The sequence below is a fragment of the Desulfobacula toluolica Tol2 genome (genome assembly GCF_000307105.1).
GTDB classification, from domain to species: Bacteria; Desulfobacterota; Desulfobacteria; order Desulfobacterales; family Desulfobacteraceae; genus Desulfobacula; species Desulfobacula toluolica.
In genome coordinates this window covers 2,773,462-2,794,209 of the sequence record NC_018645.1, presented here as the reverse complement: position 1 = coordinate 2,794,209, position 20,748 = coordinate 2,773,462, and the positions used below count along the sequence as shown (strand labels likewise).

The 20,748-nt window shown below is 42.7% G+C and carries 22 protein-coding genes; 17 read left to right on the top strand and 5 right to left on the bottom strand.

The genetic code is table 11. The features are described from left to right. The first annotated feature begins 96 nt into the window (after positions 1 to 96). The 15 genes from TOL2_RS12840 (at position 97) to TOL2_RS12775 (ending at position 11,797) form a co-directional block, all read left to right on the top strand. A complete protein-coding gene (locus TOL2_RS12840; protein WP_014957860.1) occupies positions 97 to 567 on the top strand; it encodes a response regulator in 471 nt (156 codons plus the stop codon). Between the two features lie 51 nt (positions 568 to 618). Further along, complete coding sequence (locus tag TOL2_RS12835; protein ID WP_014957859.1) at positions 619 to 1,170, top strand: Na+/H+ antiporter subunit E; 552 nt, start codon at positions 619 to 621, stop codon at positions 1,168 to 1,170. Beyond that, positions 1,167 to 1,454, top strand: a complete 288-nt coding sequence (locus tag TOL2_RS12830; RefSeq protein WP_014957858.1) for a monovalent cation/H+ antiporter complex subunit F — start codon at positions 1,167 to 1,169, stop codon at positions 1,452 to 1,454. The genes TOL2_RS12835 and TOL2_RS12830 overlap by 4 nt, the downstream gene beginning before the upstream one ends. 64 nt (positions 1,455 to 1,518) lie before the next feature. Continuing rightward, on the top strand, positions 1,519 to 1,842 hold the full coding sequence (mnhG, locus tag TOL2_RS12825) for a monovalent cation/H(+) antiporter subunit G (RefSeq protein WP_014957857.1): 324 nt from the start codon (positions 1,519 to 1,521) through the stop codon (positions 1,840 to 1,842). Between the two features lie 2 nt (positions 1,843 to 1,844). Next, complete coding sequence (locus tag TOL2_RS12820; protein ID WP_014957856.1) at positions 1,845 to 2,090, top strand: Na(+)/H(+) antiporter subunit B; 246 nt, start codon at positions 1,845 to 1,847, stop codon at positions 2,088 to 2,090. Then, positions 2,087 to 2,911 (top strand): Na(+)/H(+) antiporter subunit B, encoded by an 825-nt coding sequence (locus TOL2_RS12815; RefSeq protein WP_014957855.1) that lies wholly within the window; start codon positions 2,087 to 2,089, stop codon positions 2,909 to 2,911. Before TOL2_RS12820 ends, TOL2_RS12815 begins: the two co-directional genes overlap by 4 nt. An 8-nt stretch (positions 2,912 to 2,919) precedes the next feature. Next, positions 2,920 to 3,315, top strand: a complete 396-nt coding sequence (locus tag TOL2_RS12810) for a cation:proton antiporter subunit C (protein ID WP_014957854.1) — start codon at positions 2,920 to 2,922, stop codon at positions 3,313 to 3,315. Between the two features lie 3 nt (positions 3,316 to 3,318). After that, a complete protein-coding gene (locus tag TOL2_RS12805; RefSeq protein WP_014957853.1) occupies positions 3,319 to 4,803 on the top strand; it encodes a complex I subunit 5 family protein in 1,485 nt (494 codons plus the stop codon). Between the two features lie 38 nt (positions 4,804 to 4,841). Further along, positions 4,842 to 6,323 carry a monovalent cation/H+ antiporter subunit D family protein gene (locus TOL2_RS12800; protein ID WP_014957852.1) on the top strand — a complete coding sequence of 494 codons (1,482 nt, stop codon included), beginning with the start codon at positions 4,842 to 4,844 and terminating at the stop codon, positions 6,321 to 6,323. 8 nt (positions 6,324 to 6,331) lie between these two features. Next, positions 6,332 to 6,469 (top strand): hypothetical protein, encoded by a 138-nt coding sequence (locus TOL2_RS24900; RefSeq protein ID WP_158406112.1) that lies wholly within the window; start codon positions 6,332 to 6,334, stop codon positions 6,467 to 6,469. A gap of 19 nt (positions 6,470 to 6,488) precedes the next feature. Continuing rightward, positions 6,489 to 6,761, top strand: a complete 273-nt coding sequence (locus TOL2_RS12795; RefSeq protein WP_014957851.1) for a hypothetical protein — start codon at positions 6,489 to 6,491, stop codon at positions 6,759 to 6,761. Next, positions 6,751 to 8,541: a Na(+)/H(+) antiporter subunit D gene (locus TOL2_RS12790; RefSeq protein WP_014957850.1), complete on the top strand. Its 1,791-nt coding sequence runs from the start codon at positions 6,751 to 6,753 to the stop codon at positions 8,539 to 8,541. Before TOL2_RS12795 ends, TOL2_RS12790 begins: the two co-directional genes overlap by 11 nt. Before the next feature lie 40 nt (positions 8,542 to 8,581). Next, the gene (locus TOL2_RS12785; RefSeq protein ID WP_014957849.1) at positions 8,582 to 9,067 is read left to right on the top strand and encodes a Crp/Fnr family transcriptional regulator; all 486 of its coding nucleotides are present in this window, start codon (positions 8,582 to 8,584) and stop codon (positions 9,065 to 9,067) included. Positions 9,068 to 9,100: 33 nt separating this feature from the next. After that, complete coding sequence (locus TOL2_RS12780; RefSeq protein ID WP_014957848.1) at positions 9,101 to 9,574, top strand: Crp/Fnr family transcriptional regulator; 474 nt, start codon at positions 9,101 to 9,103, stop codon at positions 9,572 to 9,574. Between the two features lie 153 nt (positions 9,575 to 9,727). Further along, complete coding sequence (locus TOL2_RS12775) at positions 9,728 to 11,797, top strand: PAS domain-containing hybrid sensor histidine kinase/response regulator (protein WP_014957847.1); 2,070 nt, start codon at positions 9,728 to 9,730, stop codon at positions 11,795 to 11,797. A gap of 17 nt (positions 11,798 to 11,814) precedes the next feature. On the opposite strand, the gene TOL2_RS12770 is transcribed toward TOL2_RS12775, so the two are convergent. From TOL2_RS12770 to trkA, 5 genes are all read right to left on the bottom strand, one after another. Then, positions 11,815 to 12,624, bottom strand: coding sequence for a response regulator transcription factor (locus TOL2_RS12770; RefSeq protein WP_014957846.1), 810 nt, complete (start codon positions 12,622 to 12,624; stop codon positions 11,815 to 11,817). Continuing rightward, positions 12,621 to 14,453 carry a sensor histidine kinase gene (locus TOL2_RS23655; protein WP_014957845.1) on the bottom strand — a complete coding sequence of 611 codons (1,833 nt, stop codon included), beginning with the start codon at positions 14,451 to 14,453 and terminating at the stop codon, positions 12,621 to 12,623. The genes TOL2_RS12770 and TOL2_RS23655 overlap by 4 nt, the downstream gene beginning before the upstream one ends. A gap of 18 nt (positions 14,454 to 14,471) precedes the next feature. Continuing rightward, positions 14,472 to 15,827, bottom strand: coding sequence for a vWA domain-containing protein (locus tag TOL2_RS12760; RefSeq protein WP_014957844.1), 1,356 nt, complete (start codon positions 15,825 to 15,827; stop codon positions 14,472 to 14,474). A gap of 145 nt (positions 15,828 to 15,972) precedes the next feature. Then, positions 15,973 to 17,424 carry a TrkH family potassium uptake protein gene (locus TOL2_RS12755; RefSeq protein ID WP_014957843.1) on the bottom strand — a complete coding sequence of 484 codons (1,452 nt, stop codon included), beginning with the start codon at positions 17,422 to 17,424 and terminating at the stop codon, positions 15,973 to 15,975. Then, positions 17,424 to 18,788, bottom strand: coding sequence for a Trk system potassium transporter TrkA (gene trkA, locus TOL2_RS12750; protein WP_014957842.1), 1,365 nt, complete (start codon positions 18,786 to 18,788; stop codon positions 17,424 to 17,426). Before trkA ends, TOL2_RS12755 begins: the two co-directional genes overlap by 1 nt. 269 nt (positions 18,789 to 19,057) lie before the next feature. Between trkA and TOL2_RS12745 the strand changes: the two genes are divergently transcribed. Next, complete coding sequence (locus TOL2_RS12745) at positions 19,058 to 19,345, top strand: hypothetical protein (RefSeq protein ID WP_014957841.1); 288 nt, start codon at positions 19,058 to 19,060, stop codon at positions 19,343 to 19,345. A gap of 9 nt (positions 19,346 to 19,354) precedes the next feature. Next, the gene (gene gdhA / locus TOL2_RS12740; RefSeq protein WP_014957840.1) at positions 19,355 to 20,695 is read left to right on the top strand and encodes an NADP-specific glutamate dehydrogenase; all 1,341 of its coding nucleotides are present in this window, start codon (positions 19,355 to 19,357) and stop codon (positions 20,693 to 20,695) included. Positions 20,696 to 20,748: the final 53 nt, after the last annotated feature.

Sequence of the window (20,748 nt, the reverse complement as noted above, 5' to 3'; positions counted from 1 at the left end):
TGAATTATTTGTTGACTCCAAATCATGGTTTTGGTATTGCTCAACTTGAGTTGGTAACAGAAGCATAGCTTATTTAAGGATAAATAAGGATAAATTATGAAACTCCTATTCATAGACGATGAACAGACCTTTTTGAATTATCTTGCCAAACGGCTTATTCTTGACGGATTTACGGTTAAAACCACTTTTTCAGGGGAAGAAGGTGTTGAAGTCGCTTCAAAAGAGGATTTCGACGTCGCTGTCGTGGATTTGCAGATGCCGGGGATTGATGGTATTGAAGTCCAGAAACAACTCAAGGATCTTCAGCCGAATTTGCCCTGCATCGTTCTCACCGGGCATGGGAGTGTTGAAAATGCCCTGGAAAGCGGCAAATACAATGCGTTTAAATTTTTATCAAAGCCTGTGGATATGGATACGCTTATCAAAACCATAAACGCGGCTTATGATTTCAGAATGCAGCAGGAAAAACTGTCCTCTGGATCTGACGGTTCTCAAGGGATAAAACAACAAGGCGTATTAGGCAAGTTGTATGGCAAATTTCGCAAGCTGTACGGCGTTGAAAAATAGCTTGTTTTAAACCTTTTTATTTTCATTTTTTTGGGAAAGGAGGTTGTTTCTTTGACTGTTTCCAGCAATGGGGTTGCCAAAAGTTATGCTAAATCGACAAATATTTTTTTTAAGGTATTCTTTTCTTTTCTGATTACATTCGTTTTAATGTTTTTATCCTGGATTGTGCTATCCGGCAAATTTGATCCACTGCTGTTATGGCTGGGGGGAATTTCAAGTTTTTTTGTGTCATACTATTTTTATGATCTTTTGTTTCCCTTATTGGAACCACGATATGTTATTATTTTTTTAAAATTTACGAAATATATTCCCTGGGTAATTTGGGAAATCATTAAAGCTAATTTCCATTTGCTGTACTTGGCCTTTCACCCGAGGCTCAAAGATCTGATAGATCCCAAAATTATCACTTTTAAAACGAATTTAAAATCCGATATCGCCATAGCCACCCTGGCCAATTCCATCACACTGACCCCCGGAACCATTACGGTATCGGCAAACAGTGACGGTGTGTTCAAAGTTCATGCCATCGACAAAAAATCTGCCGAAGGCTTACCCGGCATTATGCTCAAAAAAGTTGCAGAAGTTTTTGGAGAAGAAATATGAATACTTTCTTTCTAAGCGTTGCATTGGGATTATGTTTTCTGATGCTTTTTTCTTTGTACAGGGTATTGTTCGGTCCCACGGTTCTGGACCGACTCGTTGGTGTTAATGCCATTGGAAGTAAAACGGTTGTTCTTTTACTGCTTATTGGTTTTCTCTATGAACGCGTTGATATGTTTGTGGATATTGCTCTTGCCTATGCTTTTTTGAATTTTGTGGCTGTGCTTGCAGCATCACGCTATTTCCATAAAAGAAAAGGATTATACGAAGAATCCTTTCTGGACTGATTATTATATACTGAATGTTATATACTGACTGAATGTTATATTGACTGTTAAATTTGGAGAGACCATGAACCTACTTGTTGTTTTGTTTTTGCTTATCGGTTTGTTCTTTTTTCTGGGAGGCGCTGTTGGAATTGTCAGAATGCCCGGGTTTTACACCAGACTTCATCCGGCTGGCATACTGGATACCATGGGAATCCTTGTAATGGTCATGGGGCTTGCCCTGTATAACCTGCACCATTTTTCCTTTGAATCCCTCCTGCTTTCCATTAAAATCTTTTTAATTGTATTTTTTGTGTTTCTTTCCAGTCCCACTGCAACACATTCCATTGTTGATGCCGGAATGCGGGCAGGGTTACGACACTGGACCAGGAAGAAAGGAAAGGGTTAATCATGTACTGGCTGATTGATTTGATCGTGTTAACCTTTGTGATTTTTTGTGCCATTGCTGCCATCTCCGTCAAAGATCTGTTGGGAACAGCCATTTTATTTGGTGCATATTCATTTATGATGTGCCTGCTCTGGGCTGTTATGGGGGCAGTGGATGTTGCCTTTACAGAAGCATCTGTTGGTGCCGGTGTCAGCACGGTTTTTTTTGTTGCAGCTGTTTTCAGGACTAGCAGGAGGACAAAAGATTGAAATTTACAGGATTTATTGTTGTTTGTCTGACAGGCGGTTTTTTGCTGTATGGGACAGCAGATTTTCCCGATTGGGGAGACCCTCAATCCCCGGCTTCGCTTCACCTTTCAAACTATTATATTGAAAACGCGGTTGAGCAAACACAGGTTCCCAACCTGGTAACAGCTGTACTGGCCGATTACCGTGGGTTTGACACCATGTTTGAGACAGCTGTTATTTTTTGTGCCGGATTAGCCTGCTTTCTTTTGCTAAGGGATTTTCGGGAGAAAAAACAACGGTTTTACCGCCACGTCCCCACAGGGGTTATCCTGCATGTGAAAGACAGCAAAAAGGTTTTACCGGTGGGAAAGGAATTTGAACATATGGATAGAGACTGGGTACCTTCGGATCTGATTATTAAAACGGTCTGCCGGATACTCATTCCCTTTATCCAGATTTATGCCATGTATGTGGTGGCCCATGGCGATTTTTCTCCTGGCGGTGGATTTCAGGGCGGGGTCATCTTCGGTTCCAGCCTTATTCTTTTAGCCATTTCCTATGACCTTAAAATTCTTGTGAAAAGAATTAAAGAAAAAGTCCTTGGGATTTTTGCTGCTGTCGGTGTCTTAATCTATGTGGGGATTGCCTCTCTCTGCATGCTCATGGGGGGCAATTTTCTGGATTATTCAAGTCTTGCACCTTTGTTGCCGGGAGATCCCCATCATGTAAGGGCCCTGGGTATGCTTGGGGTTGAAATCGGTGTGGGGATTGCTGTGACAGCAGTCATGGCAATTATTTATATTAATATCGTCTCCGAAGGCAGGCTTGAGGAAGGATTATAGGTTAGGCTATGACGGATTTACTTCCCCTTATCGTGGCAAAATACAACTATTGGCTGTATGTGATTTTAATGATGATCGGCCTTTATGCCATGATTGCAAAAAACAATCTGATCAAGAAACTGGTGGGTATGAATATTTTTCAAACTGCCATTATCCTTTTTTATGTTTCCATAGGATTCAAGACAGATGCCACCATACCGATTATTCAAAATGCTCATGGCGGACACGGGGCGGCCATCCATGCGGCGGATTATATAAATCCCTTGCCCCATGTTCTCATGCTGACTGCCATTGTTGTTTCTGTGGCGACATTTGGCGTTGCCATGGCATTGGCTGTCAGAATATACCAGCGGTATCAGACTCTGGAAGAAGATGAACTCAGGATGCGCATATCGGAAGAATAAACTATGGATAATTACCCAGCACTCATTGTTATTACGCCGCTTTTAGCCGCCCTTTTAGCCGGGCTTGCGGTCTGGATCGAAGAACGGTTATCATACCCCATTGCCCTTGCAGGACTTGCCCTTTCAATGTTTTTTGCATTCAAGGTGTTGATGCAAATCATTGCTTTTGGACCCATCCATTACAGGATGGCCGGCTGGGCACCTCCCATGGGGATTGAATACTCAATTGACCTGTTGAATGCCATGGTGCTGCTGCTGGTATCCGGCATAGCTTTTTTAAATATGGTGGCAAGCTATCAAAGCGTGAAACAGGAAACATCGGACAGGACCGGATCATTTTACACCATTTATCTCTTGTTTGTTACAGGACTTTTAGGCGTAAGCGCCACAGGGGATCTGTTCAACCTTTATGTTCTCATAGAAATCACTTCATTAACCAGTTACGCCATGGTTGCCCTTGGAGATAGGGACAGAGGGCCTCTGGCAAGTTTGAACTATGTTTTTATCGGGGTTATTGGTGCCAGCTTCTATCTTTTGGGAGTGGGATACCTGTATCTTAAAACCGGGTCTTTGAACATGGCGGACGTTGCCAATATCCTTACAGGTATTAATGGATCATCCACGGTACTGGTTGCCTTTATTTTGTGCATGATCGGTGTCTGGATCAAAATGGCACTTTTCCCCATGCATGTGTGGCTGCCCAATGCTTATGCCTATTCACCCGTTGCCTTTTCAAGGGTGGTGGCGCCTTTGATGACAAAGGTCATGGTCTATGTGATGATACGTCTGATGATAACGGTATTCGGTCTTGATTATATTTTTAAAACCCTGAACCTTGCCGATGCCGTTGTGTGGCTTGCTACTCTGGCAGTCCTGGCAGGTGGTGTAATGGCACTTGCCCAGACAAATTTAAAAAAAATGCTCACCTATATCATTGTATGTGAAATCGGTTACATGGTTGGCGGGGCATGGATGGGGAACCAGCTTGGTATGACCGGTGCTGTTTTGCACATATTAAATGATGCCCTGATGACCTTTGCCCTTTTTCTTGCTGTAGGCAATATGGTTTGTCGGTTAAAAACCGTTGATCTGGTTGATTTAAAGGGTCTGTTCGGAAAAATGCCGTGGACCATGGCAGGATTTGTTCTGGCAGCATTCAGTATCATAGGAGTGCCGCCAACCTGTGGATTTTTCAGCAAATGGTATTTGATTTTGGGCGCATTTGAGTCGGGCGCGTATCATTTTGCCGCCGCCCTGATCATATCCAGCCTGATCTGTGCTGTCCTGTTTTTTAAGGTTTTTGAAATCTGCTTTTTTGAGTCCATGTCTGAAGAACATGGACATGGTGACTCTTATGGCGAAGTCACACTTGAAGAAGCACCTGTATCCATGCTGATTGTATCCGGTCTTGTCAGTCTTTCCCTGATTGTGGTCGGACTCTTTTCAGGAACAATTGTAAATACGGTTATCCTCCCTTTTCTAAAATAAAGTTAAATGAAATGATTATAAAAAAGGCAAATCAATAAATGGAAACCATTATCTCAATTAAACCCCTGTTGGCAGTTTTAGTTTCTCTTTGCGTCATACCCCTTTTGCTCTCTTCTTCGGAAAAACCCAATGTAAGGGAATCATGGATATTTATTGCAGGAACCATAAAATTTTTGATTGTCATTTCCATGCTTCCCCAGATTTTACAAGGAAAGCAGATTGTATTGACTTTGTTTGAAATTGCACCTGGTGCGGATATTGCTTTTCGGGTCGATGCCCTGGGAATGCTGTTTGCCCTGGTGGCCTCATCTTTATATATTATCACCTCCATATACTCCATAGGATATATGAGAGGTCTTAATGAACATGGGCAAACCCGGTTTGTGTCCTTTTTTGCCCTGGCAATATCGGCTACAATTGGTGCGGCTTTTTCCGCAAATCTGCTGACATTGTATCTTTTTTATGAAATGCTGTCCCTTGCGACCTATCCTTTGGTGACCCATCACCAGGATGCCAAGTCAAAAATATCGGGCCGCAAGTATTTGATTTTTATTTTAGGAACCTCCATCGGCCTTGTTCTGCCAGCCATGATTTATTGTTATCATGTGACAGGAACCCTTGAATTTGCTGCCGGAGGAATTTTTACGGACCAGATCAGCAAACCTTCGGCAACAGTTTTGCTGCTGATGTTTGTTTTCGGCTTTGCCAAGGCCGGTATCATGCCGTTTCATTCATGGCTCCCGGCTGCCATGGTTGCACCCACACCCGTGAGTGCGCTTTTGCATGCAGTGGCAGTTGTCAAGGTTGGTGCCTTTTCAATTGTCAGGGTAATCACGGGCATTTTTGGTATTGATTTTCTTTTATCCTTTAATTTGGGCGCTGTGGTGGCGGCCGTTGCTTCCATTACAATTCTGGTAAGTTCCTGCATTGCACTGACCCAGGATGAATTTAAACGTAGGCTGGCCTATTCCACCATTGGGCAATTATCCTACATTATCCTGGGGGTGACATTGTTATCACCCAAGGGAATGACCGGCGGCATGCTGCATATTGCCATGCATGCCTTTGGGAAAATCACCCTGTTTTTTTGTGCTGGTGCGATTTTTGTGGCCACGGGAAAAAAGTATATCAGTCAGCTGGTGGGGGTGGGCAAAAGAATGCCGATTACAATGACCGCATTTTTTATCGGATCATTAAGCATTATCGGGCTGCCGCCCACAGGTGGGTTTATCAGTAAATGGTATCTGGTTTTAGGAACCCTGGAGGGAGATCAGATGATAATGCTGTTTGTTCTTCTGTCCAGTTCATTGTTGAATGCAGCATATTTTATGCCTGTTTTTTATAAAGCGTTTTTCTGCACAAAAGAGGAATCAATGTTTGAGGATAAGATGGATGAAGCACCCATGATGTGTGTGGTGCCACTTGTGATTACAGCACTTATTTCATTTGTTCTCTTTTTTGCTCCTCAACCGTTTTTAAACCTGGCACAACTTGCCGTCAAAGGATTTTTAGGAGGCTGATTTCGTTTATGACAAACCTCAAAGACAAAAAAGAACTCATGGAACTTAAACATGACCCTGTACCCGGCTATAAAAGCGTGTTCAGAGTTGTGTTTGGCGTAAGCCTTTTATATATGGCCTATATTTTATTTCAACCTTGCTTCTAAAGAATCGGGGGTATTGCTCATGGAAAAAAAGCATCTGTTTGATAATCCTCGGAACGTGAAAAGACTGTTAACATTTTTTTTCAGTTTTGTGGTCATTCTTCTGATTCTGGATGTTTTTTATATTTTCCTTGCCAAGGCTCATGTGATTCACCGGCATGTGAATTATAAATGGGAGGAATTCTGGGGCTTTTATGCATTTTACGGATTTGTGGCCTGTGTGATACTGGTACTGGTGTCAAAATATGTGTTAAGACCCCTGGTAAAAAGAAAGGAGGATTATTATGACAAATAGCATTCTCCCGGCCTTTATTTTTATGATCGGCGGTTTTTTTATTCCTTTGTTCAGGGGCAAGGCAAAATCCATATATATGTTGCTGCTACCTGTTGCCGGGTTTATCAACCTTCTTTATCTTCCCATGGGTGATATGCACCTGATCGGTTTTGGTGAGTTTAAGCTTGTTTTGCTGCATATTGACCGGCTGAACCTGTTGTTTGGCTATATTTTCCATATTATTTCATTTATCACGGTTATTTATATTCTCAATTTTAAAAATAACGTGGAGTATGTGGCTGGTTTTTTTTATGCAGGAGCAGCTCTTGGCGCTGTTTTCAGCGGTGATCTGTTTTCGTTTTTTGTTTTCTGGGAAATGCTGACCATAGGATCGGTTCTGCTGATCTGGGCCAGAAAGACACCATCTGCCCAGGCCGCAGGCTTCAGATATCTTCTGGTTCATGCCTTTGGCGGTCTTGTTCTGCTTGCCGGCATTGTATTTCATGTGACACAAACAGGCTCTCTTGAAATGTTAAAATTGACCTTGTCCAGCCCGGCATCCTATATGATTTTTTTTGGCATTGGCATTAACTGTGCCTGGCCTGTTCTTCATCCATGGTTAACGGATGCCTATCCCGAAGCCACCATTGGCGGAACAGTCTTTTTAAGTGCATTTACAACAAAAACCGCTGTTTATGCCTTGGCAAGACTCTTTCCAGGTACAGAGGCGTTGATCTGGATCGGTGTGGGCATGGCGGCATTCCCGATTTTTTATGCGGTGATTGAAAATGATTTAAGGCGGGTTCTGGCCTACAGCCTGATCAACCAGGTCGGTTTTATGGTAGTGGGGATCGGTATAGGCACGGAGTTGGCCATTAACGGGGCCTGTGCCCATGTTTTCAATGATGTTTTGTTTAAAGGGCTCTTGTTCATGTCCATGGGCGCTGTGATGTACCGCACAGGCAAGATCAATGCCACGGATCTTGGAGGGCTTTACAAGAGCATGCCTTGGACCTGTCTTTTTTGTTGTGTAGGGGCTGCGTCCATTTCAGCGTTTCCGCTTTTTTCAGGATTTGTAAGTAAATCAATGGTTATGGAAGCTGCTGCAAGCGGGTCGCACATTGCAGGGCAGGGTGCTTATGTTTTTGTCTGGCTGGTTCTTTTGTTTGCGTCGGCAGGTGTGTTTCACCATGCAGGAATAAAAATACCGTTTTTTGCTTTTTTCGGCCATGATGCCGGGCACCGGGTAAAAGAAGCGCCCAAAAACATGTTGATTGCAATGGGGATTGCAGCTGTTTTGTGCGTGGGCATAGGAACATATCCCAAACCTTTGTATGATATTCTGCCCTTTCCCGTGGATTACCATCCTTATACCATTTCTCACGTTTTATCCCAGACACAATTGCTTTTTTTCTCGGCACTTGCTTTTACGCTGCTGCTTCTTTCCGGAATTTATCCCGCAGAAATGCGGGCAATAAATGTGGATTCAGACTGGATTTACCGAAAATTGGGAAGATCAATTTATGCTACCCTTGACAAGTGGCTAAATCCATTAAATGCTTGGTGTGAAGCCATTGTCAGAAGCAGTGCATCAGGGGTTGCCCGTTTTTTCGGGGGAGCCGGTGCAAATGTGTCTTTATTTGTTGCCGTGAATTTCTGGCTGCTCATCGGTTATCGTGATAAGCGGCTGGAGATAAAAAAGTACAGGCTGTATAATGATGTGCTTCAGGGGACATTGCCCATTGGTATTGGTGCTGCCGTGACCGTTACGTTTATTCTTTTTCTTTATGTGTTAATTTAGGTGTTTTCAGTATTAATTAATATAAGAACCGAGGCTTTAAATGGTAAAAATAGAAGATTTGAAACGCATTAACATATTCAAGAATGTGTCTGAAAAATTACTTGAGATTATTGCAAAAGAGGCGCAATTGAGTATTTTCGGGACCGATACCCAGCTGATAACCATACACGAGAAAGTTGATACATTTTATATGCTGCTTATGGGACAGGTGGCGGTCAAAAAAGAACTCACGCCCGAGATAGATGTTATTATTGATTATATCCAGGCCGGAGCCTGCTTTGGTGTGTATTCAATCATTGAAGGATCAAATGCCTTTTATACTGCGGTTTGCCAGGAACCCTGCGAACTGATTACCATTTCCGGGCCGAGGATGATTCAATTGTTTGAAGAAAATCATGAACTGGCATATTATATGATGCTGGAAGTTTCAGAACAATACAAACGATACATGGACGTGCGGGCCGGGATGATCCTGAAGACGCTTGGTAAACACCGGGATATAGAAGATGATATCTCCGATAGTTAATAGAACAACATATTTTTAGCTGGGGCCTTTAAAATGGTTGAAAAAGACGTATTGAAAAAAATACTTTTCTTTAAGGATCTGCCTGATATTGTATTTGAAAAAGTAGGAATGATTGCAAATCTTGAAACATTTGATGAACACACAGTCCTGTTTGACGAGAATCATAAACTGACGCATTTATATATGCTGGTTTCCGGCAAGGTTTATTTAAGCATTAAAACCGCTTCAGGAAAAACCTTGACCCTGGACAAAGTAATGCCTGGAAGAACCTTTGGGGTGGCTGCTTTAACTGAGGATCCTTCCAGTTCTTTTGCTGCAGTTTGTGCTGAAAAATGTTCGATTGTTACCATTCCGTCTGACCAACTGCATAAATTGTTTGTGGAAGATTTTAAAATCGGGCACACCTTGATGTTTAAGGTAGCTCAGCTTTTTAAGTTAAGAATTGAACGGCATACCCGCCAGTTTTTAAAAACCCTGGCATCGTATCCTGAAATTAAACAATTATAACTGATAGTTAATTTAATTAACAGTCTTTGACTATTCGATTTTTGCTGCAACGCAGTGGACGGACCAAAAGACAAGTAATTTCGTTTAAATTTTTTATAAACGGATAATACTCTTGACGCATTTTTGACGGGAAAATACGAAAGGGTGAATTCCATGATAAAAAAACCAACCTATGAAGAATTGGAACAACACTTGTTTCTTTTGAAACGTGAAGTCTCTGATCAGAAAAATCAAATAAAGAGTCTGGTTAAGGATAAAGAAAAGTTTCAGGAGCTTCACGCACTTTTGCGACTTATGACGGATAATGTTCCTGATATGATCTGGGCAAAAGATATGGAAGACAGATATCTTTTTGCGAACCAGTCAATTTGCGATAACCTGCTGCATGGAAAATCAACCAGTGAGCCCCTGGGAAAAACCGATCTGTTTTTTGCTCACCGTGAAAAAGAAAATGGCTTTGACCATACCTTTGGTAAAATTTGTTTGGATTCGGATGCAGTGGTGAAAAAGAGCAATAAGCCCGGACGTTTTCTGGAAGACGGCCGGGTAAGAGGAAAATATATAGTTCTTGATGTTCATAAAGCTCCGTTTTACAGTAAATCCGGAGAAATGATCGGTACGGTTGGATGTGGTCGTGATGTCACAAAAGACATTGAAGTCAACAATGCATTAAAAAACAGTGAAAGACGATTTCGTAAGATTATTGAAGAAGTATCAGAAATATCCATCCAGGGATATGATGAAAAACGACGGGTTACATTCTGGAACAGGTTCAGCGAAAAATTATATGGCTATACCAAAGAAGAAGCTTTGGGAAAAAAGCTTGAAGACCTTGTCATACCGCCTGCAATGAAAAATGAGGTCAAGCGGCTGCATGGACTCTGGATTGAAAAAGACGAAAAAATACCGGCAGGGGAACTGGTGCTTGTGGATAAGTTTGGAAATGACGTTCCTGTTTTTTCTTCTCATGTGATGAACAGCACTCAAGCTGGAAAAGAAATGTTCTGCATAGATATTGATCTGACTGCGGTAAAGCAATCCGAGGCGGAAAGAGAACGCCTTCAAGCCCAGCTGAGACAGTCACAGAAGATGGAGGCCATTGGCACGCTTGCCGGAGGAATTGCCCATGATTTTAACAATATTCTTTTCCCAATCCTGGGTCATGCGGAAATCTTATTGACGGATATGCCGGAAAACAGCCAGTTTAGAGAAAGTATTAATGAAATTCATGATAGTGCAAAACGGGCTGCAGATCTTGTGAAACAGATTCTTACTTTTTCCCGCCAGGAATCAGCTGAATTAAAAAGCATTAAAATACAACATATAGTAAAGGAAGTTTTAAAGCTTTTAAGATCCATAATACCGTCTACCATTGAAATAAGACAAAATATTGACAATATGTGTGGGGCTGTAAAAGCCGACCCTACACAACTGCATCAGATTATCATGAACCTTACAACCAATGCATATCATGCTATGGAAAAGACAGGCGGAGTGTTAACAATAAGTCTCAAAAGGATTGAATCTGAAGATGCTGGCCCGATAAATTCAGGAAAACAGGAAAATTCGGAAATAAAATCCGGTAGCTATGTCTGTTTAACAATAAAGGATACCGGTGTGGGTATTCAACAAAATATCATTGAAAAAATTTTTGATCCTTTTTTTACCACCAAGAAAAAGGGAAAAGGCACTGGATTAGGGTTGGCGATTGTACATGGCATTGTTACGGAAATGGGGGGTACAGTTAAAGTATATAGTGAACCCGGTAAAGGTACGGAGTTTAAGGCCTTTTTTCCGGAAGAAAAAAAAATATTTGAAAATAGAAGAATTCAGATTCCATTGTCAAGCATTCAAGGCGGAACTGAACGAATTTTGCTTGTTGATGATGAGGCTGCCATTATTGCATTTGAAAAAAAAGTATTGACCCGGATGGGGTATCAAGTCACCTCTTTGACCAGCAGTGTTGAGGCTCTTGAAGTGTTTCGGGCCGCGCCTAATGAGTTTGATCTTGTGATTTCAGATGTGGCGATGCCTATACTCAGCGGAGATAGACTTGCTTCTGAATTGATAAAGATAAGGCCTGATATACCCATTTTGATTTGTACTGGATTCAGTGAAACCATAACACAAAAAAATGTGGAAGAGTTGGGTGGCAAAGGATTATTGATGAAGCCTGTAGGCATGAAAGATCTTGCACAGGCAATTCGAAATATTTTGGATTGAAAATGATTTAAAATGTGTCAAGATTGTTCTGAATATCGGTATCCGACCCCGTGGACGGTGGTGATAAATTTCGGGGAGGACGGTGTGTTTTCTATCTTTTTTCTCAGTTTGGCAATGTGCTGATCAAGAGTCCGGGTGGTGCCCAGATAGTTGATCCCCCATATTTCATTCAACAGGGTGTCCCGGCTTAAAACCTGTCCTGTGTGTTGATAAAAAAATTGAATTAATTTCAATTCCCGCTTGGAAATTTCAATTTCAACAATTTCAACAGGGGCTTTCATGTCCAATTTACCGTCATGTGATGAAGATAGAGGTTCTTCTGAATATCTTGTAGTCAGCTTGAATGTTTTGGGATTTACCCGGTATCCGCCAAACATAAAGATTTCTTTGCAGGCATCAAAATTTTTTGTGGTCGCATCTTTTGTGGTCTCAGCATGGGCTACAGCGTTCTTTTGAAGCCCGGCGCGTCTTAAGACCGCAGTGATCCTCGCCAGAAGCTCATGGATACCGAATGGTTTTGTGATGTAGTCATCAGCCCCGGAGTGAAGTCCGATTACCTTGTCCATCTCTTCGCCTTTTGCCGTGAGCATTATGATGGGGACCTGCTTATCCATGGCCCTGATATCACGGCAAACATCATAACCGTTTTTTTCAGGCATCATGATGTCCAGAAGTACCAGATCCACGGTATTGTTCCGGAATAGTGCCAGAGCTTTTTCACCGTTTTGTGCCTGGGTCACCTGATAGGATTCACTTTCCAGAATATCCACAAGTCCCATGCGGATATTGTCGTCATCTTCTGCCACAAGTATGTGTATGGTTGTCATGCGGGTTTTATCCTTGCTGTAAAACAGCATCCTGTACCGGTTTGGTTTTGTTCAAGCACCAGATCTCCTCCAAGGCTGTGCATGATTTGTCTGGAAATGCTCAAACCCAGACCAGAACCCGGATGAGTTGCAGTTAATGAGTTGTCCACCCTGTGAAATTTTTCAAATATGGTGTTGTGGTGTTTTTTTGGAATTCCCGGACCATTGTCACAAACTTTTAATAAAATCATCTTCTCTTTTATACCAGTTGTTCCAGCTATACCCGTTGTTTTAGTACGCGCTTTTTCCAGAACAAACCGGATGAATCCACCCTGTCTTGCATATTTTATTGCATTGTCAATGAGGTTGAGAATAACCTGTTTGAGTGCATCTGCATCGGAAAAGATCATGAAATCGTCGGCAGTGCAGGCTGGGAACTGGCGGATTATTTCAAGGCCGTGCTTTTGTATCCTGATACTGTGGTCATCAATGATATGCTTTAGAAGCATCCCAAGATCAAAGGTTGTTTTGTGATATTGTTTTTTTCCCTGTTCCAGCCTTCCAAAATCCAGTACATTGTTGATCAGCCGTGTTAGGCGAAGGGTCTCTGTCACCATCACCGACAGGTAGCGGTCTGTTTTTTCAGGAGCAGTAATCCGTCCGGACCGGAGCAGTTCAGCATACATGCGGATACTGGTCAGAGGGGTTTTCAGCTCGTGGGACACTGATGAAACAAATGAGGTTTTTTGACGGGCATCTTTCATGTTTTTCAGGGTCATATGTGTGAGTAGGGCACCGCCGGAGATGATGGCAACAAGAAAAATACCCAGAAGAACGCAGGAGAGATAAAAAAATCCCAGGGTGTTCCCCATTTTTTTGTCATTCATGAATACCGTGATTTTCCAGTGGGGCAACAGAGGTGATACTGCAAGGGAAATATCTGGTTTTTTAATTGCCGGTATCTGGAAATTTCCGGATTGATGAAGGGCATTGCCGTTGCCATCCATGAGTACCAGTGCTGCATTCTCCTGGGGCAGAGGGGGAAAATCCACCACCAGCCGTGATAAAAGGGTCATTAATTCAAGTTCCACACCGTATACGTCATCATTTTTCTGTTGCTGTGCCCACACCAGAATAAACAGGCGGTTTTCACTGAACCAGGGAATCCAACCGGTTTTTTCAATCCGGTCTTTTTCGAACAAGTTTTTTTTGTCTGTATTGTTTTTATTCAGGGATTTTTCATCTTCCTGCCGAGGCACTTCCCGCAGAGGGGATCTTGACAGGGTCACAAGGTTTTGTCTTGCAGAGGGGCTTTGCTGTTCAGCAGTATTCTTTGATGCAGCAGATACAAGAGGTGTTTTTCCAGAGTAAAGATCGTTATGGACAGGTGCCAGTGGTTTTTCAAAAAAAAACCCGGCCTCATCTTTGGACGGCATATCATTATAATCAAAGGCAAGTCTGCCGGAAAACAGCGCCTCATATCTGTCTATGAACCGCCTCTCCTCCGGGGTTGACCCCATACCAGGAACAGGGTATGCCAGCCCCTTGTCATTTTGCAGCACAAAAAAGTTGCGAACCAGAGGGTTGGAGGCTTCCCAGAATTTGAGCTGCATTGACAGCCGGTCAGGGGCAAGTTGTAGCAGGGACAGTCCCATGTTGTCCTGAACGGCCTGGGCTGTTATATGAATGGTGTCGGCAATGGTTTGCGCCTGACTGGATAATGTGTTCAGAGCCAATCGGTTAAGGCGTTCTTGTTCATGGAACAGCAGTTTGAAGGCCAGGCCGGCCACAATCAAAGTGGGCACTAAAAACAGTGCCCAGAAGAAGAGAATGGTCCGTTTGCTTGTCATGTTAATCCAGTACCATGTTTATTCTTTTTTTAAAAGCTGTTGATTCTTCATTTGAAAGGATTGGGTTCGCAGAACCTTGCGGCTTTTTTTGCTCATTCCTTCGGCTTCTATTTGCCGGGCCTGGTTTTCAATTGCTTTTGCTTCTTCAAGCAGTTCTTCATCCTGGTATCTTGCACCAGCAGCTTTGAGCTTGACTGCAGATTTTTTCAGTTCTGCAACAGCCTCTTTTTTTTGTCCTTTGTCGGAGAACTCAATGGCTTTCTCCTGGGCCATGGCATTGAGGTTACGCTCATACTCCCTAACCACATCAATATTCGCGGATTCAGCCACTTGTTTGGGGTTGTTGCTGAATTTGACCTGGCTGGTGCCTGTGGATTGAGCCTGTTTTTGGGTGAACGGATTTTCATAATATACATCAGCCCTGGCAATAGTTTGTTTTGATCCAGACTTGGATGCCGGCAGTCTCACTTCCACCAGGGCATATTTTTCCTGGCCTCCATAGAGCTGGTTCATGGACAGCTCTATCCGGTTGCCTCTTATCCTGCCTTCCCGACCGATGATGCCCACAGGCGTAATATTATCGGACAGGGTGATAATGACTTTTACATTTTTCGCCACCACATTGAGTACATCTCCCAGCTCCGCTGCAAAGATGGCAGGCAGATCATATTCTGACTCAACAAAATAGGTGTTGCCGTCACTTTTCTGGGAGAGCCGTGCCATGAGATCTTCATTGTAGTCCACTCCAACACCAACAGTGGTGACGGAGATGTTTTCCTTGATCAGGGCAGCTCCCATCCGGCCCAGATCCTCGGGTGTGCTTGGGCCCACATTGGCAAGCCCGTCGGATAAAAGGACAATGCGGTGGACATATTCATTTTCAAGGTTTTTTCGGATTTCCGCAGCTCCCTGGCTGACGCCGCCAAAAAGGGCTGTGCTGCCACCTGTCCTGATTTGTCGGATGGTATGGATGATTTCCTGCACACTGCTTGGATGACGGGCCGGTACAATGGTCTGGATGGTGGTGTCGTATGTCACCAGGGAAAAAATATCCTGCATGCCGAGCCGGTTAAGGGTCTCCAGTGCAGCCGCTTTTGCCTGGTCGATTTTTGTGCCGTTCATGGAGCCGGACCTGTCCAGCACCAGGGCAAGATTCACTGCAGGACGCGAAATGTCTGCCGGTGCAGCCGGGGCATCCAGGCTGACCTTTAAAACAATATTCTGGGGTTCTCCTGCAATAAAAATATCCCGGTCTGTTTTCAAGCGGCAAACCAATTCTGTTTTTTTCAGTGAGCCTGCCCATGCCATGGAACCTATGAGCATAATGGCTACAATAATAATGCATTTGGAATAATTATTGATAATCTGTTTCATGGGTTTCTCCTTGTTTAACGGGTGAATTTTGACACTCAAACTTTGAGTTAAGTTCACCATACCCCCATTGAGTTATTCATTTGTCACGGTGGTGTAAACAAGTTGTAAAAAAAATGTAAAAAAAGATAATTTTGAATTTGTTCGGTTATTTTCTCCAGAACTCGGGAACAAACAGGATGATAACGGTATAAATTTCCAGCCTGCCCAGCAGCATGCACCAGGCAAGCAGCCATTTTCCCATTACCGGCAGGTGGGCAAAATTTTCAGTTGGTCCCACGGTTCCAAAGCCGGGGCCGATATTGCCTATGCAGGCGGCAACCGCACCAAATGCTGTCATCATGTCAATCCCCATGCAGGCAAGAAGTATGCTGGACAAAATAAAAAGACCGATATAAAGAGCTAAAAATCCCATGATGCTTCGAATCACTTCATCCGGGATAACCGTATTATTGATTTTTACATGGCTGATGCTTCGCGGGTGTATAATCTTGAACAATTCCCTGTAACAATATTTAAAACAGGCAATAATCCTGGCGCACTTCATACCGCCGCCGGTTGAGCCTGCAGACGCACCAATAAACATGCAGACAAATAAAAGCACCTGGCTCAATCCCGGGAATTTTTCATAATCCGCTGTTGCAAATCCTGTTGTTGTAATGATGGAGACCACCTGAAAGCTTGAAAACCGAAATGCATCTTTAACGGATGTATAGACGGAGCCGTAGATATCCCAGGTTATTAAAAGGGTTAACAGTAATGTGAGTCCAAGAAAAAACCTGCATTCCGTATCTTCCCAGAAAGCAAGTGTTTTACCCCTGAGCATCTGATAATGAAGAGAAAAATTAATACCTGCCAGCACCATAAATATGACAATGACATAATCAAAAAAAGCACTGTCATAATGGGCAATGGATGCATTTTTAGGAGAAAACCCGCCGGTCGGAAGGGTTGTGAACGCATGGCAGGAAGCCTCGAATAACGACATGCCGCCACCCAGCAGAAAAATAATTTCAATCAAGGTGAAGACTGCATATACGATCCATAAGATTTTTGCAGAGTCACTCAGTCTCGGGGTGAGTTTGTCAGGTACGGGACTTGGGACTTCCGCTTTGTACAATTGAATTCCCCCAACCCCCAGGAACGGGAGTATGGCCAGAGATAGGACAATAATTCCCATGCCGCCAAGCCATTGAATAAAACTTCTCCAGAAAAGAAGGCTTTGAGTTGCCCCTTCAATATTTATCATGACCGATGATCCGGTTGTTGTAAACCCGGAAACCGATTCGAAAAAGGCATCGGTAAAATTTGTAAAGTCAGGGCTAAAATAAAAGGGCAGGGCACCGAAAAGGCCGATGGCAGTCCAGGCCAGGGCAACGGTGGTCATTCCTTCTTTCTGGTTTATATAATCCTCGGTTGCATGGCTTTTTGACAGAAGGATCAGTAAAAGTCCAGCCACCACGGTAATAGCAATAGATCGAAGAAAACCGTTCAAGGCAAGGTCATGATAATACAAACTCACCAGTAACGGGACGATCATGGAAAATCCCAAAAATAAAAGAAGAATACCTATAATTCTTGCGATAAACTGCCAGCGCATCAGAAGAAATCCAGTTTAACAGTCAAAAGTTTTTCAAGTTTTTTTACGGCATGTTTTACGGCAAACATGATGATCCGGTCGCCAGGCTTGACAGAACTGTCTCCCGCCGGAATCATGATTTGTCCTTCCCTGATGATACATACCAGAAGCGCACCTTTGGGAAAGGATATTTTTTTTAAAGGTTTGTTCGTGATATCCGAGGTTTCAAGGGCAATGGCTTCGATAAATTCACCTCGTTCCCCAAAAATGGAAATATCAGACAAAACTTTTCCTTTTCTCACATTCTGCAGGATGGAACTGACAGCTGAAAGTCTCGGGTTGACAACTTTTTCCAGGCCAATGGTGGCAAGCAGGGGAGAATAACTTGATTTTCCGATCCTGGTGATCGTATTTTGAACACCTAAGTTTTTTGCCAGCAGGGAAACAAGTATATTGGTTTCATCATCATCTGTAACAGATACCACTACATCGCTTTGGCCTGCATTTTCTTCAAGAAAGAGTTTCTGGTCAGACCCATCCCCATGCAGAACAACGGTTTTATCCATTTGTTCGGACAGATAATGACACCGGTTAATATCGGATTCAATGATTTTTGTTTTAATATTGTCTTGTTCAAGACGTTTGGCAAGTCGTTCACCGATTCGTCCGCCACCGATAATCAAGGCGTTTTGAATGGGCTGTATTTTTTTTCCAAAAAGCTTGAGTGTTTTTTCAAGCTTTATTGTCTCACAGACAAAATAGACAAGATCGCCGGGTTCTAATTTGTTTCCGCCTCTGGGTACGATAACTTTGTTGCCTCTTATGATGGCTGCAATCAACGGTCTTTCTTCACCAAATTCAGCAGGAAAATCAATCAGTCGGATTCCTGCCATAGGAGAATTTTTGTCCAGTCTGATCCCTATATATTTTACCTGACCGTCAACAAAATCACCAACATCAACAGCGCCGGGTACTTCCATCAGCTTTCTGATGGTATTGACCACCTCAATTTCAGGATTGATCACAGTATCAATATGGGGGGCCTCTTTTTTGAAGCGCTCATGATAGGAATCAAAATCAGCATCCCTGAGCCTTACCAGTTTTTTAGTTGTGGGTGATATCAGGTCGGTTATCAGACAGGCCACAAGGTTTGTTTCATCCTGGTCTGTTACCGCAAGAAGGATATCAGTTTCATTGATACCGGCATCAATGAGAACTTTGGGATTGCTGCCTGATGCTGTTATGACCTGTATATCAAGGTTTTCGGAAAGTCGCCGAACAGCGTCCGGGTTCTTGTCAATGACAATAACCTGCTTGTTTTCAGACGCAAGCCGGCCGGCAATGTTATATCCGACTTCCCCTGCACCAACGATAATAATCTTCAAATTTTATCTCCTGTATCATTCCCAGAAACTTGGCAGCTAACTTACTAAATCAGGAAAAGGGTGTCAATGATATGCAAATATGAAGCATTGCCTCAAGCCAGAAAAGTATGGAAAATTTCCCGGTTATGGAAAATTTCCATACATTAAAAGGGATTGATTGTGATTTGTTTATAGATTAATTGTTTGTAATATTAGAGGTTTTGATGATTTTTTCAGAGTCTGGCATATTAATTGCTATTTTTATGTTAAAGATAAATTAGGGAGGTGTTATGACAGAGAAAAATCAACTGTCAGGTCTTTGCATTAATTGTTCAAATGCAGAAAAATGCAATTATTGCATGAATCACAAAAGACCTGTTATTTTTTGTGAGGAGTTTTCCTGTCTTGATCCGTTGGAGTCAAAAACCGATATTGACAAGGATACTCAAAAGTTTGATTATCCAATAAAACCGGTTTGGAATGGAATTTGCAATTGCAATAAATATTGTAAAAATGGTGAAACCCGTTGTCTGAAAAAAACAGATGACCATGTAATTAATTTTAAAAAAGACAAATAGGAAAAATTCATGAATGCATATACAAAGTCTGTTTTAGCAATGCTTACGGAAAAATATCCCTGGGAAAAAGAATATATTCAATCTGTGGCTGAAGTTTTTAAATCCATTGCACCGGTGCTGGACTCTAATCCGGAGTATCAAAACAACCGGATTCTTGAACAACTGGTCGAACCGGACCGGACAATCAGTTTCAGAGTACCATGGAAAGATGACCAGGGTCGGATTCAGGTCAATACCGGGTATCGTGTCGAGTTTAGCAATGTACTGGGGCCCTATAAGGGGGGCCTTAGATTCCATGCATCCGTTACCCAAAGCATTATCAAATGTCTCGGATTTGAGCAGATTTTTAAAAACGCATTAACAGGTCTTTTATTGGGCGGTGGAAAAGGCGGATCTGATTTTAATCCAAGGGGCAAATCAGATAATGAAATCATGAATTTTTGCCAAAGTTTCATGTTGGAACTTTCACGGCATATTGGTGCATCAACTGATGTCCCGGCCGGTGATATCGGTGTGGGAACACGGGAAATCGGGTATCTTTTCGGCATGTACCGCAGGATAACCAAATCTTTTAAAGGTGTTTTGACAGGCAAAGGCATTACATGGGGCGGCAGTTATTTAAGGCCCGAGGCTACAGGGTATGGCATAGTTTATTTTGCCGAGGAACTGCTGAAAAATGTAGAAGATGATATTGAGGGTAAGACTGTTACGGTTTCCGGTTTTGGAAATGTTGCGTGGGGGGTTGTTAAAAAGGTTAATGAGCTTGGCGGCAAAGTGGTTACTCTTTCCGGACCGGACGGATTTATCCATGATCCCGAGGGTATTACCGGCGAAAAAGTCGATTATATGCTGAAACTGAGGTTGAGCGGAAATGATGTTGTAAAAGATTATGCAGATAAGTTTAACGTGGATTTTTATAAAGATCAGCGGCCCTGGGTAATTCCTTGTGATATTGCATTTCCCTGTGCAACACAAAATGAACTTGATCTTGATGATGCAAAGGCCCTGGTTAAAAACAATGTAAAATGCCTTGTAGAAGGTGCCAACCTGCCCGTGACCCTGGAGGGTATGGAATTTTTGGAAAAATCAGATATCATGTATGCACCTGCAAAGGCATGTAATGCAGGAGGGGTGGCCTGTTCCTGCTTTGAAATGGCACAGAATGCCACTTTTATGAATTGGACGGAAGAGGAAGTTGATAATCGACTTCATCAGGTAATGAAGCATATCCATGACCAGTGTTATGAAACATCCTGCGAATTCAACAAAAAAGGCAATTATATATTTGGTGCAAATGTTGCCGGGTTCCGGCGTGTGGCAGATGCTATTCTTGATCAGGGATTATCCTGATTTTTTATATGAAAGTCTTCAAAAATCCAGACAGTGACTTTCATTTTTTGTTG